We start from the raw sequence: 15,406 nt of genomic DNA, 5'->3' as shown, positions 1-15,406 counted from the left end.
CGCGCGCCGCCGGCCCTATCCTGACGGATAGCAGCCGGCGAATGGCGGCGATGCACGACGCGGTCGAGCCGTTCAGGCGCACCGGCGTCGCAGGCCCGGCGCGACGCCGGACCCGCCCGCATGTTACCGCACGCGATTCGCGGCGACGGCCCGGCACCGGCGCGTCATGTCCAGCACGCGCGCTCCGGCCCCACGTTCAAAACCTGTAGGTCGCGCCGGCCATCCCGTAGTAGTTGCTGCGCGACTGGACGATCGGGCTGTCGCCATAGCGCCCGAGCAGGCGCGTCACGCCGCCCGTCGCGAGTACCGACCAGTGCCGCGACAGGTTCCAGTGCCACGCGACCGACATCGTCGCGCTGTCGATCCCGCCGCTCGTCGAATATGGCCGGAAGCGGCTCGCCATCGACTGCGCGTCGGTCACGCCGTAGAACGTCTGCGTGTAGCGTCCGGTCCCGGCATGCACGCTGCCCGTCACGACGATCTCGTGCCGCGCGGTCTTGAACACCGGCACCGCGAGGTCGACATGCCCCGACACGCCGCGCGACGTATGCGTCACCGGGGTGTCGACCGACACGCTCAGCTCCGCCGCATCGAACAGCGTCAGCCCTGCCCGCACGCCGACGAGCACCGAGCCGGGAATCCGGCCCATCCCCTTCAGGTAGTCCGAACCGGGCAGGTCGAAGCGGTTCTCGTCCGCGCGGCCCGCGTCGTAGCTCACCGCCGCCGACACGAACGCGCCGTGCGGGAGGTCCAGCCGATAGCCGGCGCCCGCGGTGCTGTCGATGAAGAAGCCGTTGCCGAACTTCGCGGAAAACCCCGGCGCGACGACGCCGCGATACTGGTTGCTCCCCTGGTAGCGTGGCGCGAACCCGCCGCCGAGCGAAAGCGAATACTGGTTTTCCGCATGGGCGGCGGCGGCAAGGGTCAGGCCGGCAGTCAGGCCGGCAAGCGGCACGCAATAACGGGAGCGGCGAAGGGTTGGGCGCACAATATTGAAATAGGAGTGACGGAGCCCGAAGTCTAGGTGCCGCCGTGCGCCGGGACTGTCCGGAATCTGCGGGGAATCTGTGCTCAATTGTGTTCGATTGTTCGCGATTGTCGCCTTGCTGCCCAGGCCGCCGGAACGCCGGATAGAATTCGCGTGCCGCGCCGCGCGCCCGCCTGCCGGGATGCGGGACGACGCGCGCGCATCGAGGAGACCATGTACGACAATCCGCTCAAATACCGTGTACTGCTGATCGAGGACGACGACCGCCTCGCGCAGCTCGTGCGCGAATACCTCGACAACTACGAATTCGCGGTGACGGTCGTGCGACGCGGCGACCTGGCGGTCGCGGCGGTGCGCGAACACCAGCCCGCGCTCGTGATCCTCGACCTGATGCTGCCGAACCTCGACGGGATGGAAGTGTGCCGGCGCATTCGCGCATTCACCAACGTCCCGGTGCTGATTCTCACCGCGCGCGCGGACGTCTACGATCAGGTCGCGGGCCTCGAAACCGGCGCCGACGACTACGTGACGAAGCCGATCGAGCCGCGGGTGCTGGTGGCGCGCGCCCGCGCGCTGCTGCGCCGCGCGCAGCCGGCCGCGACGGACAGGCCCGCTACCGCGCCCGAAGCGCTGGTATTCGGAGAACTGACGATCTCGCCGCCGAACCGCACCGTCACATGGCGCGGCGATCCTGTCGACCTGAAGACGGCCGAGTTCAACCTGCTGCTGATCCTCGCGCGCGCGGCCGGCACCGTGCTGAGCCGCGACGACATCCTGAAGCAGTTGCGCGGGATCGAGTTCGACGGGCTCGACCGCTCGGTCGATTCCGGCATCTCGAAGCTGCGCCGCCGCTTCGAGGATGCGTCGTCGGAGCCGCACAAGATCAAGACGATCTGGGGCCGCGGCTACCTGTTCAGCCCTTCCGCGTGGGACGAATAAATGCTGCGCCCGTTGATCAGGCTGTACCTCATCGTGATCCTGTGCGTCGCCGGATCGATCGCATTCATCCAGTTCTCGTTCGACCGGATCTTCTATGATCGCGTCGCGCAGGCGCAGCGCGATTCGCTGACGACCTACGCGTTCGTGCTGAACGATTATCTGGAGCGTCATCCGGGCGCGCAGCGCATGCTCGCGCTGCGCGAACTCGCGAAGCACGGCAACGAAGGATTCGGCTTCATGACGATGGCCGACGCCCGCGCGCAGTTGAGCGGCACACCGCTGCGCGATCTCGACGCGGGCCGGATCGCGATCAGCTACGACGCCAAGGATTACTACATGCCGCTCGCGGACGGGTCCGTGCTGCATGCGCGCCCGACCGAGGCGGCCGATCTCGACATCAAGATCTACGCGTACCTGCTGCTCGCGCTCGCCGCGCTGTTCGCCGTGGTGCTGTGGATCTCGTATCACTGGCGCGACCTGCGCAAGCTGCAGGCCGCCGCGCACGCGTTCGGCGCGGGCAAGCTGTCGACGCGCGTGAAGCTGTCGGGGCGATCGAACATCTACGAGCTGTCGCAGCAGTTCAACGACATGGCCGAGCGGATCGAGGCGTCGATCAAGCAGCAGCGCGAAATGATGCATGGCATCTCGCATGAGCTGAAGACGCCGCTCGCGCGCCTCGAATTCGGGCTCGCGCTGCTCGCCGAATCCGACGAGAGCGGGCGGATGCGCGAACGCCGCGACGAACTTCGACGCGACGTGCGCGAACTCGACGGTCTCGTGACCGAGCTGCTGACGATCGGGCGGCTCGAACAAGGCGCAAGCGAGCTCGCGCCGATGGACGTCGTCGTCGATGCGCTGATCGACAGCGTGGCCGGCAACGTCGCGAACGACGTCGCCGACCGCGGCCTCACGCTCGGCGTGTCGACGAGCGGCGCCCCTGCCTCGCACGTGTGCGATCCGAAGCTCGTCGCACGCGCGCTGCTGAACCTGATCCGCAACGGCGCGCGTTATGCGTCGCGCACCGTCCTGCTGTCCGCGACGCACGATGCGTCCGGCGCGCTGGTGCTGAGCGTCGACGACGACGGTCCCGGCATTCCGGTCGCCGAACGCGCGCGCGTGTTCGAACCGTTCCAGCGGCTCGACTCGAGCCGCGACCGGCAGACCGGCGGGTTCGGGCTCGGGCTCGCGATCGTGCGACGCGTCGCGCTCGTGCACGGCGGCGACGTGCGGCTCGAGGATTCGCCGCTCGGCGGCGCACGCTTCGTGATTACTCTACCGCCGCGGGCGTTGCCGGACTTCCTCGGCGACGCACCGGAGAATACGGCACGTGGCCGGGCTGGCCGCGCATCGTCGATTTCACTGCGTCAATGAATGCAAGCGGGGCGTCGCCGCCCCTCACCCGCCGCTCCTGAACACCGGCAGCTGCTGCCCGAGCCGCGCGCCCATTTCCGCGCCGAGCGCCTGCAGCGCGTTGAACGGACGGATCATCACCTCGAATTCGACGATCCGTCCGTCGGCGTCGAAGCGGATCATGTCGATCCCCTTCAGCCGCTTGTCGCCGACCGTCGCACTGAATTCCAGCACGACGCTCGTGCCGTCGTCGTCGGCGAACGCGCGGTGATATTCGAAGTTCTCGAGGATCGTGAGCACCGTGCGCAGCGCGAGCAACAGTGCGGGCGCCGGCCCGTACGGCTTGAACGCCATCGGCGAACGGAACACCGCATCCGGATGGACGATCGTGTCGAGCGCGCTGAAATCCTTGCGCGCGAGCATCGCGTGCCACGCAGCAAGCGAGGCCGCGACGGCGGGCTGCAGATTCGACAGGGATTGCATGGTCAGCGACTCCGGTAACGTTACACGAAAGAACCTCGATCGAAGGCGATGCCCGGGCGGGCCACCGCCGCGTGAACCGGCACCGGCGTGCTCACGCGTCCGGCAGGATCACGACCTTGCCCTTGACCTGCCGGTTCGCCATGCGCGCAATGGCGTCGGCCGCACCCGCGAGCGGCACGCGCTCGGTGATCGCGGGCCGCACCTTGCCGGCCGCGAACCATTGCGCGAGCTGGCGCATGTTCGCCGCATGCTGCGCCGGGTCGCGCCGCACCGCATCGCCCCAGAACACGCCCAGGATGTCGCGCTCCTTGAGCAGTGCAAGGTTCAGCGCGATCTTCGGAATTTCGCCGGCTGCGAAACCGACCACGAGGAACCGGCCGCGCCACGCGGTCGCGCGCAGCGCGGCCTCGCTGTACGCGCCGCCGACCGGATCGTAGACGACGTCCGCGCCGCGTCCGCCGGTCAGTTCGTCGACGCGGCGCCGCAAGTCCTCGGTCGCATAGTCGATCGTGTCGTCGGCGCCGGCTTCGCGGCATAGCGCCAGTTTGTCCGCGCTCGACGCGGCCGCGATCACGCGCGCGCCCAGCGCCTTCGCGATCTCGATCGCGGCGAGCCCGACACCGCCGCCCGCGCCCAGCACCAGCAGCGTCTCGCCCTGCTGCAGGCGCGCGCGCTGCTGCAGCGCATGCAGCGACGTGCCATACGCCAGCACGAGCGCCGCGCCCTGCTCGAACGTCATCCCCGGCGGCAGCGCCGCGATCTGGTGCACGTCGGCCACGCACTGCGCGGCGAAGCCGCCGTGGCCGGTGAACGCGACCACCTCGTCGCCCGGCCGCCAGGCGCTCACGCCGTCGCCGACCGCGTCGATCACGCCGGCGAATTCGGCGCCGGGCGAGAACGGCAATGCCGGCTTCACCTGATACAGCCCCTGGACGATCAGCGCATCGGGGAAATTGAGCGACGCCGCCTTCACGCGAATCCGCACCTGACCAGCGGCCGGTTCAGGAATCGCGACGTCCTCGATACGCAAGCGGTCGATCGGGCCGAATGCGGTACACAACAGCGCTTTCATGCTCTCCATTCTCCTTGCGCGACATCGCCGCGCATCGATACGGCAGCGGGACGCGCCCGCGCGACCGGCGCGCGGCGCAGGCCAGACGGCCCGCACCGCGGCACCTTCATCCGTGCGGCGCGACGCTCAGAACCACGCGTCGCGCATGTCGAGCGTCGTCGTATCGACGCTCGCCAGCAGGTCGAGCTGCGCATCCACCTTCGGCAGTTCCCAGCGAAAGAAGTATCGCGCGGCGGCTCGCTTGCCGTCGTGAAAATCGTCATCGCGTCCGCGCGCGGCGAGCGTCACGTCGAGCCACAGCCACGCGACAACCAGATGACCGAACGCCTCCAGATAGACGCTCGCATTCGCGAGCCGCACCTGCGGATCGCCGAGCGCGGCCAATGCGCGCGTGACGTCGACGAGCCGTGCCCAGCGCGGCGCCAGCGCATCGGCATGCACGCGCGTATCGCCATCCGCCGCCCGCGCGCGTTCGAGCGTCGTTTCGATACGTGCATCGAGCGTACGCAGCAGCGCGCCGTCGTCCTGACCGACCTTGCGGCCCAGCAGGTCGAGCGCCTGGATGCCGTGCGTGCCTTCATGGATCGGGTTCAGGCGGTTGTCGCGATAGAACCGCTCGACCGGATAGTCGCGCGTATAGCCATATCCGCCGTGCACCTGGATCGCGAGATCGTTGGCCGCGAGACACCACTGCGACGGCCAGCTTTTCGCGATCGGCGTCAGGATGTCGAGCAGGCGCGCGGCCTCGGCGCGCACCGCCGCATCGCCGTGCGCGCGCGCTTCGTCGACGAGCCGCGCGCAGTACAGGATCAGCGCGAGCCCGCCTTCGACGTACGCCTTCTGCGCGAGCAGCATGCGCCGCACGTCCGGGTGCGCGACGATCGGCGTCTGCGGCGCCGCCGCGTCCTTGCCGGCCGGTCCCAGCGGACGCCCCTGCGGCCGGTTGCGCGCATAGTCGAGCGCATGCAGGTAACCGGTGTAGCCGAGCGCCACCGCACCCGCGCCGACACCGATGCGCGCCTCGTTCATCATGTGGAACATGTAAGCGAGGCCGTGATTGGGCTCGCCGACCAGATAGCCGATCGCACCGGCGCGCCCCTGCGGACGATGGCGCGTGCCTTCGCCGAAGTTCAGCAGGCAGTTGGTCGTACCGCGATAGCCCATCTTGTGATTCAGGCCCGCAAGCACCACGTCGTTGTGCTCGCCTTGAGCGGCGCCGTCCTCGGCCGGCAGATACCTGGGGACGATGAACAGCGAGATGCCGCGCGTGCCGGGCAGCAGCCGCCCTTGTTCGTCGGGAATCTTCGCGAGCACGAGGTGAACGATGTTCTCCGCCAGTTCGTGCTCGCCACCCGAAATCCACATCTTGTTGCCGGTGATCCGGTAGCGCGGGCCGAGCGGCGACGCACGCTCGAAGTCGGCACGCGTGACGATGTCCGACAGCGACGAACCGGCCTGCGGCTCGGACAGGCACATCGTGCCGAAGAAGCGCCCTTCCAGCTCGGGACGCGCGAACGCGTCGATCTGCGCGGGGCTGCCGTGCGCGAGCAGCAGGTTCGCGTTCGCGACGGCGAGGAACGGATACGCGGCGGTCGCGATGTTCGCGGCCTGGAAGAACAGGAACGATGCGGCTTCGATGAGTTTCGGCAGCCGCATCCCGCCGAATGCTTCGTCCTGGCCCGCGGCGATCAGGCCGGCGGCGGCGAAGGCCCGCACCGCCGGCTCGACCTCGGGAATCAGCGTCACGCGCTCGCCGTCGAACCGCGGCTCCTCGCGGTCGCCGCGCGCCGCATGCGGCGCGAACAGGTCCGCCGCGATCCGCTCGCTGGTGTCGAGCACCGCATCGAACGTCTCGCGGCTGTGCTCCGCATAGCGCGGCAGCGCGGCGAGCGCGTCCGCATCGAGCCAGTCGTACAGCAGAAACGCGAGATCGCGTCGCGACAGCAGCAGGCTCATCGCGACGCCCTCCCCGCGGCCCGCACGCCCCGCTCGGTCCGCGGGTGCTCGATCGATGCATGTTCCATCACGTCTGTCTCCTGTCGGGCGACGCGCCGGCGCGCCCGTTGGCGCCGGTTGCCGGAACCGGATGATTAGGTCGGTGACTGCAAATGCTGGCGGGAATTTAGCACGGTCGTTCTAAAACAACAATGGCGAGTCACCCCGACGGCGAACCGAGGCGATGGCGGCGTGCGAAGGTCGGTCGATGCGGGGCTGTCTCGGCACTTGATCCTTCGAAGCGCAACGCTCTTGCAGCCTTCCAATTGCTTGCCGAATCCGGATTCGACTTCGGGAAAGACGGGAACCTGAACAAGATCATGGCAATTCGCATCGCCGTGCGCCCGCGACATCGACGCTGAGACGCCGAATCTGCCGGTGCCATATGACACCCCCAACGCTCGCACTCTTCGATTCGTTCGTACTGCGTGGGCCTTGCTGCGACTCGTATCCTGCCCCCCACCTCCGCAATCACCTCGTTGGCGTTGGCGTTGGCGTTGGCCCCAACGATATTGGTAATGATGGTGCCTTCGCCAGTCACGTCCACCGCATTAGCGCGCAGATACACCTGCGGCACCAGTACCGTCTGCTGACCGCCGTTCGGCAACGTCACCGTCTGATTCACGAGCCACACGATGTCGCTCGTCAGCGCGGCCATACCCGCGTCGGTCAGTGCCGTACCGACGTTCAGCCCGAACTGCTGCGACGCCTTCATGCCATTGGCCATCAGCGCCTGGTATTCGCTCTGGTTATCCGTCTAGTCGCCAATGAAACGCTGGCCGGTCGTCTGAATGATCTGTTGCTGAATCAGTTGCTGCTCGTAGAAGCCATCGCCGATGCGCTTGAGGACCGTATTGGGGTCGACCTTGAGCGCATCCAGCATCGTGTCGCTCGACAATCACTTCTTGAAGCGGTAAAAACAGCTGTGCGGCAGCAGAATTCCCCAAGCAAATAATTTTTTATATATTTATCAATAATTTATTGTAAATTTAGGCAACATCGCACGCCGATCGGAGTGCTGAAGCGGACGTGCTATCAATGCATCAATTCCGCTCGATTTACATGCAATCTTCAGCAAGGTCATTCTCGATTTTTTATTCAACAACATTGTTCGCCCGTCGATCCAATCCGATTACACAATGGCATCATGAATCATTTTTTTCGCACAAAATCTACTGTCACGAAAATGCAAAAAACAATCCCCAGCAGAGAGCCGTTCACCAAAACAAATCTTGTATCGCTACTCGCCCACAAGAAACCCCCACCATAAAAATAGGCCACGAAGATCATTACGAATAATTTTATGGAGGCAAAGCACACAAATGACAGCAGGAAAGCAGCAAAATACAAAAAAATCAACCTATTCATTTCTTCACTTCCCAATCCGAGATTTGGCATCGTTTATCGATTTCGCTTCTGATTCAGCGTCGGCAGCACCGCCGATACCAGCACCAATTGCAGGACCGGTATTCGGGTTAAACAGATTCTGCCCCGTCGTGGATTGGCCACCGCGCCTGGCAATGCCATCTGCTCCGGTGTCAGTGAGCTACCCTTATTCCAAGACAAGAACGGATTGTTGTACTCCGCCGACGTCCCGCTGAACTACCCGCCACTGTTCTGACTGATATACGCCACCGCCGTTGCGTCCCCTCCCGGTCCCTTGCTTGCCGCCGCATCCACCAAACGATAGCCGTTCGCCAGCAACATATTCCGCGCCTGCTCTGCAGTCAGCGACTTGCCGGTCTTTTCTTCATAGAACTTCGCGAAGTCCTTCGCCTTACCCTTCGCCCACTGCCTTTCGACAGGGTGCAACTGCCGGTTGAAGCGATCCACGGTGGCCGACGTCAACGCACCCATGCCGCCGCCGACAAGCGCACTCCGATTACGACACTACGCGACGCAGTATTTCCATGTCGAAATTAAGCCATCATCTGCCTTCACGGCCCCGGATCGGGAGCTGATACACATTACAATCGAACCGACATAGCCTGACCATGCTTAAAAAGCAAAAACCACTTTAAATCGGTTATTTCACAAAGGAATCGTCCATCACTTGATTTTGACAAGACGCCGGCAATTTCAGCTTGATCGCCGGACAAACATTCACCTCCCCCGAAGGCAGGAACGCTCGAAAGAAGCTTCTTTTTCAAATCACCATGGCATACCATAACAGCGCGATTCCTTTCCCAAATTTTGGCATCTGATTCGACAAAGTATCCATCCCATCCACCCATGACAAAGAAACCTTTCAAAACCACTTCCGCGCCAAAATCGATGGCATCGGCTCTTTCGTTGAGTTCGATAATTCCCACAGTTCTCACGCCCATCACCTCGTGCGCATATTTTCCCTTGCTTTTCTCGGCCAACTGCTTTGCGAGCGCTTTTTCTTGCGGATGCAACTGGCGATTGAACCGATTCGCTCTCCCAGTGCTTCATTGCTGTTAGGACTTGTCCTGTGTGTCATCCTTCACTTCGTAGCTCTTGCGCGCCTTTTTGTAGCTGTTATCGAACGGTTTGATTTTAAGCAGTCTTGCCTGGCTAGTCATTCCACCAACTATCGTCAGCCCAAAACCAAAACACACCATCAGAACGCTAACAATTGATGGAGGGCCGCACCTCAAGAAACCAAACATGATTACAACACCAATTAACACTATCGCCACACTCACGGGGCGCGAAAAATTCCCATCTACAATAATCCTCATTTTGATTTATTTCCGCCAATCAAACGACCCCACGATGAGTTCACAAAATCATGAATAGCAGCATAAGCGCCACTATTCGCAAAATAATTAACCGTTGCGTTAAACGCCGGAGCCAACAGAGGATATTTATCGGTCAACACTTTATTCCCAACCACATTCGCCACGTTGTACGTCAGATACCCCCCAATATTGGGGCTAACCAGTTAGCGACACCCCATCTGCCGCAACTCCAGTCGCCGTTGCCACAAGCGCAACAGTTCCAAATGCCGGCGCGTATGGTGAAGGTGCTGCGGCAAATGTACTCGCGGATGATGCAATCCATCCCGCCGTCAACGACGTGGCCGAGGCCAAGCTAGAAGACGTTGATTGAATCGAATTTACATCTGACTGGTCAAACTTCGTAAACGATCCCGTTATGTTGTATGACCCGCCGCCGCCCGTGAGTGCATAGGTGAATTGGCTCGGCACTCCCCCCGGGGAAGCTATGTTGTAGTTCGCGAGAATATACGACTGCAATTCGGGGTTCGCCTGCGCGGTGATCTGCGTCAGGATCGGCTTCCCGTCAGCCGTGGTCCCTCCCGAAATCCAGCATGCCCCGGAGTCGGTCGGCATCTGACCGACCAGCGTTGCCGGTGCGCCCGATTCGCTGGCCCCATTGACGCTAATGCCCATGACGCGCATCTGGTCTTCAATCTGCGCCTGCGTATATTTTCCGCCGCTCCTGTCGGCCAGCTGTTTCGCCAACGTCTTTTCTTCCTGATGCAACTGCCGATTGAACCGATCCACGGCCGCCGACGTCAACGCACCCGTGCCGCCACCGGCGAGCGCACCGGCGCCGCCCGCCAGCAGATTCGAGGTTACGTTAGCCAGCAGTTCGTCGACGTCCTTGTTGCCGGTCAGCCCCGCATCCTTGATCGACTGCGCAATCTCGGTCAACTCCGGCGCGACCTTCGCCGACACGCCTGCGCCTGCCGCGCCGCCCGCCGCACCCCAACCGCCCGCAGTCAAGCCACCCGTCAGCGCACCGCCGGCGATATGCAAGGCAACGCGGTTGTCACCACCTTCGGCCCAGTTCTTCGCATCCCGCATGTATTGCGCCTTGAGCGCCGGATCATCGGTCGCGGCGGCCGCGTCGCGTGCGGCTTGTTCCTTCTTGTCCGCATAATTGCCGATCTGCTTGGCGATCGTCTCGGATGCCGCCGTCGCGGCGTTCATCAAATCCGACTGCTTGTTCAGCACGTTTTGCAGATCGGGGGTCTTGCTGACCGTGCCGTTTAGGTTCGACGTATCACGATTGAGCGTCGCCACATCCTGCTTCTGGTTCGCCTGACCCGTGATCGTGATCGTGTCTACGCGGGTCGCGCTACTGCTGTCGCTCTCGCTCACATACATTGGCTGACTGCCACCCGTATAGGTTGAAACCCGCACTTCGACTGAAGGATCAAGTGATCGCGTTCGCCAAATATTCGCCCATATTCAGCACAACCACGATAGGAATTTCCTCAAGCAGATTGTGGAAATGACAGTTATTTGAGCCAGAATGCATTGAACTCTATCCAACTACGTTACTCGCATAACCTCGCCACAGTGGTCATGACTTGAACCAAGGTCCGAACTTCTCCGGGTCATCACTCAACAGCCCTGCCTTACGCAGCGGCTTTGGCAGGTGCCTCGCAAAAACGAAGAACAAGATAATGAATAACGGCAACCCAATTGAAAGTAGCGCTATAGTGTCATCTATTTTGAATGCAATGCGGCATAGTCCGGATACAAGGAATGACCAACAGCCAGCACCGACTGAAGAGGCGAGGCATACGGTGAAAAAAATTTGGGACGCTGCATATAATCTACGCCAGTTCACTTTCCACCTCCGCCTCGAATGTCGTTGATAACGGCTACACCCTTCGAGCCAACGCCGTAAAGCAAAAACCCCTGCGTCGTACCATATGGCCACGGTTGCTTAAGAAAAGGGAGTAAATTTACATTATTAATGCGCGGAACGGTTACGCCAAACATAGAAACCGGTCGATTAAATCCATCAGCAACGCCCACATTCAAAGGTACCGGTGCCTTCAAGGCGAGAATGGCCATTCCAAAATTAATTCCGTCATACACGGCACTTCCCCATTGTGGAGAAAGTTGGTTAAATCCCCAGCGCAACGGGTTATCTCCCGGCTCGCTGATTCCGTTGTACCGATTATACAAGCCGCCACCGCCTTCTACGACTTCACTCAATCCAAACGTGGTCATCCAGCCACCGACGGCACATCCAATACCACTTGTACACAGTACTGCTCCAGTTTTCGCCGTCATTCCACCAAGGGCGATTTTGGTCGTATCTTTTGCCACACCAACCGGATCGTTCTTGATGGCGTCGCCGCTTTTCTGCAGAAAAGTATATTCGAATAGACCCGAACTCTTCTGTTGGCTCACCCAGTCCAATTCTTTGGTAAGCGACGCCGCTTCAACCTCGCTAACAAAGTTCGTGTTTCGGTCATCGCTACCTACGGCATATTCCGCCCAGCATTTGACGGCATAACAAGCGGCCCGTGTCTGCCGCTTCTCTTCGTCCTTGTCGCCATTCGCCTTGTCGTGGATCGCCTTCTTCTCGTCCTGATTTAATTGCCGATTGAACCGATCAGTACTGGCCCCAGTCAACGCCCCAGTCCCACCACCGACCATCACACCGGCTCCGCCTGCCAGCACATTCGATGTCAAATTTCCCAGGAGCTCATCGACGTTCGCGTTACCAGTCGGTCCCGCATCCTTGATCGACTGCGCAATCTCACTCAGTTGCGGAGCAAGCTTGGCTGACACACCCGCACCCGCAGCTCCGCCAACCGCCCCCAATCCGCCACCGGTCAACCCGCCCGTCAACGCGCCGCCGGCAATATGCAGAGCAACACGATTATCACCACCCTCGGCCCAACTATTGGCTTCCTGCTGGTACTGTGCCTTGAGCGTCGGATCGGTCGCGTTGTTCGCGTTCGTCTGTGCCTCCTCCCGCTTCTTATCGGCGTAGCTCCCAATCTGCTTCGCAATCGTCTCCGCCGCCGCCTGCGCCGCCCCGATCACATCCGACTGATTGCTCAACACCTGCTGCAAATCCGGCGTCTTGGTGACCGTCCCGTTCAGATTCGACGTGTCGCGATTGACCGTCGCCACGTCCTGCTTCTGGTTCGCCTGATCCGTAATCGTGATGGTACCGGCACTGATCGCGCTCTTCGTGCTCGCGCTGCTGCCGTCGCTTTCGCTCACATACAGCGGTAACGCACCGCCCGTATTCTTCCCGCTAGTCTGGCCGTGCGTCGCATAGTTGTTGCCCCCATCACCCACACCGCCGCCCGCACTGATCCCGAAACTGCTCGCGTTGTAGCTCGAGCTATTCTGAATATCCGAGAACGACAACGTCCCGGTCGTCAGTTGATTCTTGTCCGGTGTCGCCGTGCTCGCGATATACGCCCCCTTCAGGTCCGTATTGCCCTTCACGTTGATGTCGAAACCACCGTCCCCGGCTTGAATACCCGCCTGCTCGTTCACACCCGCATAGTTACCGCTCGCATGGCCGTTCTGCATGCTGACGCTGGCGCTCGCACCGCCCCGGCTGACGCTGAACCCGCCGCCCGAACTGCTCTGGTGGGCCTCGCTACGGCTCGTATCCTGCACCGACGCGAGATTCAAGTTGCCGCCCACGTCCGCGATCACCTTGTTCGCATTGACGTTCGCACCGACGATATTAGTGTCTCCGCCGCTGATGATCGTCGCGGTGTTGCTTGCGTTGATGTGTGTATTGTTCTGCGTCGCCGCATCCGAATTCGCATCGCCGTGCGCGCGCGACATCGACGCCGAGACACCGAATCCGCCAGTGCCATACGACACGCCCACACTCGCGCTCTTCGACTCGTTCGTGCTGCGCGTGCTGTCGGTATCCGTGCTGTTGACCAGATTGACCTTGTTCGTCGCCTGCAGCAGCACGTCCTTCGCGTTCACGTCCGATCCCTGAATCGTCACGTTCCCTTGGCCCGCGTTCTTGTCACCCGTCGCGACGAATGCCGCCGTGCCGCCCGACTTCACGCTGCTGCCGTTGTTCTGCCTGCCGTCCTCGGTGAACGTCGTCTTGCTGTGCGAAGAACCGAAACTCAACTCCACTTTCGCCTCGACCTTGCCCTTCGGATCGTTCAGCGCCTTGGTCATATTGCCGGTCGCGCCGACCAGATCAGCCATGCCGCCGGCCGCGGCAATCGCATGCAGCGCTGCCGCCCGTCCGTCCTGACTACCACCCGCGCCCTGCGCCTGCTGATTCACGTTCTGGATCGCATCGATGACAGGCGACTTCACTGCCAGCGTGAAACCCGAACTCTTCACCTCGTGCGTTTCTTCGTGATGGCGATCCGTCTGCGACGCATCGATCGTCACTTCCTTCGCGATGCCCGTCACGTCCTTGCTCGCGACAATGTCGGAGCCCGTCACGTGGAGTTTGTTGCCCGCTACCATCGACACGCTGCCGTCGGTGCTGCCGATCAGGCTGCCCTGCGAACCCTTCACCGTGTCGCGGCTGGTATCGATGGTCTGGTTCGTGCCGTACGAGATCCCGGCGCCCGCGCTGCCGAGGCCCGACTTCTTCACGTCCTTGTAGTGATATTCGCTCGAGGCAGCGTCCGCCGTGGTGATCGTCAGATCGTGACCGGCCGTCAGGCTGACGTCGTGGGTCGCCGCAATCGTTGCTGCCTTTGCCGTCAGGTCATTGCCTGCCTGCACCGCGACACTGTTACCCGACAACGTCGTGCCAACCGCATTGGTGTAACTGCTCGAATCGATCGTGTGCGTCGATTTCGACGACAGGAAGCCGTTTTCCTTGTGATAGTGCTCGTCGTTCGCGCTCGCGCTCTGTTCACCGGCATTCAGATTCACATCGTGCCCGGCGCTGATGCCAATCGCACCCTGCGCATTCGCGTAAGCTGCCGTCGCATTCACGTCATGGTCCGCCACAATCGCCAGATTGCCACCCGTCGCGATCTGCGTGCCCGTATCGCTCGACGCCGAGTGTTCGGCGTGATTGCGGGCGTCCCACTTCACCGCGTCCTGACTGCTCTGGCGAATCGCGTTCAGATTGACGTCGTTGTTCGCGGCCAGCACTGCATCGCCGGTCGTCGCAATTACAGCCGCGTTGGCGTTCAGGTCTCGACCGGCAGCAGCCTGAAGCGTACCCGCATTGACCGTCGATACACGGTCGATGCCGGTCGCGCTGCCATTCGCCGCCTTCGCCGAACTGGTCGTGCTCGTCAGGTTGAGGTCGCGGCCAGCCGACAGCGCTACGGTATTGCCTTGAATCAACCCGCCGAGATTATTGAGGTCCTGGTTCGCACTGGCGAGCACAGTGCCACCCGACACCGTGCCGCTGTTGTCGATCGAATCGGCATGAATGATCGTGACGTTGCGGCTAGCGATCGTGCCCGAGTTCTTGTACGCGCCGTTGGCATCGACCGTGACGTTCTTGCCGGAGATGATCGTGCCTTCGCCTGTCACGTCCGCCGCGTTCGCGTGCAGATACACCTGCGGCACCAACACCGTCTGCTGACTACCGTTCGGCAATGTCACCGTCTGATTCACGAGCCACACGATGTCGCTCGTCAGTGCGGCCATTTGCGCGTCGGTCAGTGCCGTGCCGACATTCAGCCCGAACTGCTGCGACGCCTTCACGCCATTGGCCATCAGCGCTTCGTATTCGCTCTGATTGTCCGTATAGTCGCCAATGAAACGCTGGCCGGTCGTCTGAATGATCTGTTGCTGAATCAGTTGCTGCTCGTAGAAGCCATCGCCGATGCGCTTGAGGACCGTATTGGGGTCGACCTTGAGCGCATCCAGCATCGTGTC

Annotated in this window: 11 protein-coding genes and 1 pseudogene; 2 read left to right on the top strand and 10 right to left on the bottom strand. The window is 62.1% G+C overall.

Annotated features, from left to right (window positions below; genetic code table 11):
• Positions 1–196: 196 nt before the first annotated feature.
• Positions 197–955 (bottom strand): MipA/OmpV family protein, encoded by a 759-nt coding sequence (locus tag DIE08_RS22550; RefSeq protein ID WP_260436553.1) that lies wholly within the window; start codon positions 953–955, stop codon positions 197–199.
• 246 nt (positions 956–1,201) lie between these two features.
• Here DIE08_RS22550 and DIE08_RS22545 point away from each other — a divergent pair, with 246 nt between their 5' ends.
• Both DIE08_RS22545 and DIE08_RS22540 read left to right on the top strand, forming a co-directional pair.
• Complete coding sequence (locus tag DIE08_RS22545) at positions 1,202–1,927, top strand: response regulator (RefSeq protein ID WP_124903648.1); 726 nt, start codon at positions 1,202–1,204, stop codon at positions 1,925–1,927.
• Positions 1,928–3,298, top strand: coding sequence for an ATP-binding protein (locus tag DIE08_RS22540; RefSeq protein ID WP_124903646.1), 1,371 nt, complete (start codon positions 1,928–1,930; stop codon positions 3,296–3,298).
• 24 nt (positions 3,299–3,322) lie between these two features.
• Here the strand turns inward: DIE08_RS22540 and DIE08_RS22535 are convergent, their stop codons facing one another.
• The 9 genes and pseudogenes from DIE08_RS22535 to DIE08_RS22495 all read right to left on the bottom strand — a co-directional run.
• Positions 3,323–3,760 (bottom strand): nuclear transport factor 2 family protein, encoded by a 438-nt coding sequence (locus DIE08_RS22535; protein ID WP_124903644.1) that lies wholly within the window; start codon positions 3,758–3,760, stop codon positions 3,323–3,325.
• Positions 3,761–3,851: 91 nt separating this feature from the next.
• Positions 3,852–4,832 carry an NADPH:quinone oxidoreductase family protein gene (locus DIE08_RS22530; RefSeq protein WP_059606595.1) on the bottom strand — a complete coding sequence of 327 codons (981 nt, stop codon included), beginning with the start codon at positions 4,830–4,832 and terminating at the stop codon, positions 3,852–3,854.
• Between the two features lie 126 nt (positions 4,833–4,958).
• Positions 4,959–6,788, bottom strand: a complete 1,830-nt coding sequence (locus DIE08_RS22525) for an acyl-CoA dehydrogenase (RefSeq protein WP_124903642.1) — start codon at positions 6,786–6,788, stop codon at positions 4,959–4,961.
• 199 nt (positions 6,789–6,987) lie between these two features.
• Positions 6,988–7,554: an S-layer family protein gene (locus DIE08_RS22520; protein WP_124903640.1), complete on the bottom strand. Its 567-nt coding sequence runs from the start codon at positions 7,552–7,554 to the stop codon at positions 6,988–6,990.
• A gap of 30 nt (positions 7,555–7,584) precedes the next feature.
• Positions 7,585–7,710, bottom strand: a complete 126-nt coding sequence (locus DIE08_RS36275) for a hypothetical protein (protein ID WP_260436552.1) — start codon at positions 7,708–7,710, stop codon at positions 7,585–7,587.
• Between the two features lie 719 nt (positions 7,711–8,429).
• Positions 8,430–8,684 carry a hypothetical protein gene (locus tag DIE08_RS22515; protein ID WP_124903638.1) on the bottom strand — a complete coding sequence of 85 codons (255 nt, stop codon included), beginning with the start codon at positions 8,682–8,684 and terminating at the stop codon, positions 8,430–8,432.
• Between the two features lie 110 nt (positions 8,685–8,794).
• The gene (locus DIE08_RS22510; RefSeq protein WP_124903636.1) at positions 8,795–9,226 is read right to left on the bottom strand and encodes a hypothetical protein; all 432 of its coding nucleotides are present in this window, start codon (positions 9,224–9,226) and stop codon (positions 8,795–8,797) included.
• A 501-nt stretch (positions 9,227–9,727) separates the two neighbouring features.
• Positions 9,728–10,924, bottom strand: a complete 1,197-nt coding sequence (locus DIE08_RS35715; RefSeq protein ID WP_185715887.1) for a hemolysin — start codon at positions 10,922–10,924, stop codon at positions 9,728–9,730.
• A gap of 1,464 nt (positions 10,925–12,388) precedes the next feature.
• A pseudogene (locus DIE08_RS22495) lies at positions 12,389–15,406 on the bottom strand (hemagglutinin repeat-containing protein); the annotation flags it as partial.

It is taken from the genome of Burkholderia sp. Bp9004 (genome assembly GCF_003858025.1).
Taxonomy (GTDB): Bacteria; Pseudomonadota; Gammaproteobacteria; order Burkholderiales; family Burkholderiaceae; genus Burkholderia; species Burkholderia diffusa.
The sequence above is the reverse complement of the archived record's forward strand: the minus strand, read 5'-3'. Positions and strand labels throughout refer to the sequence as shown.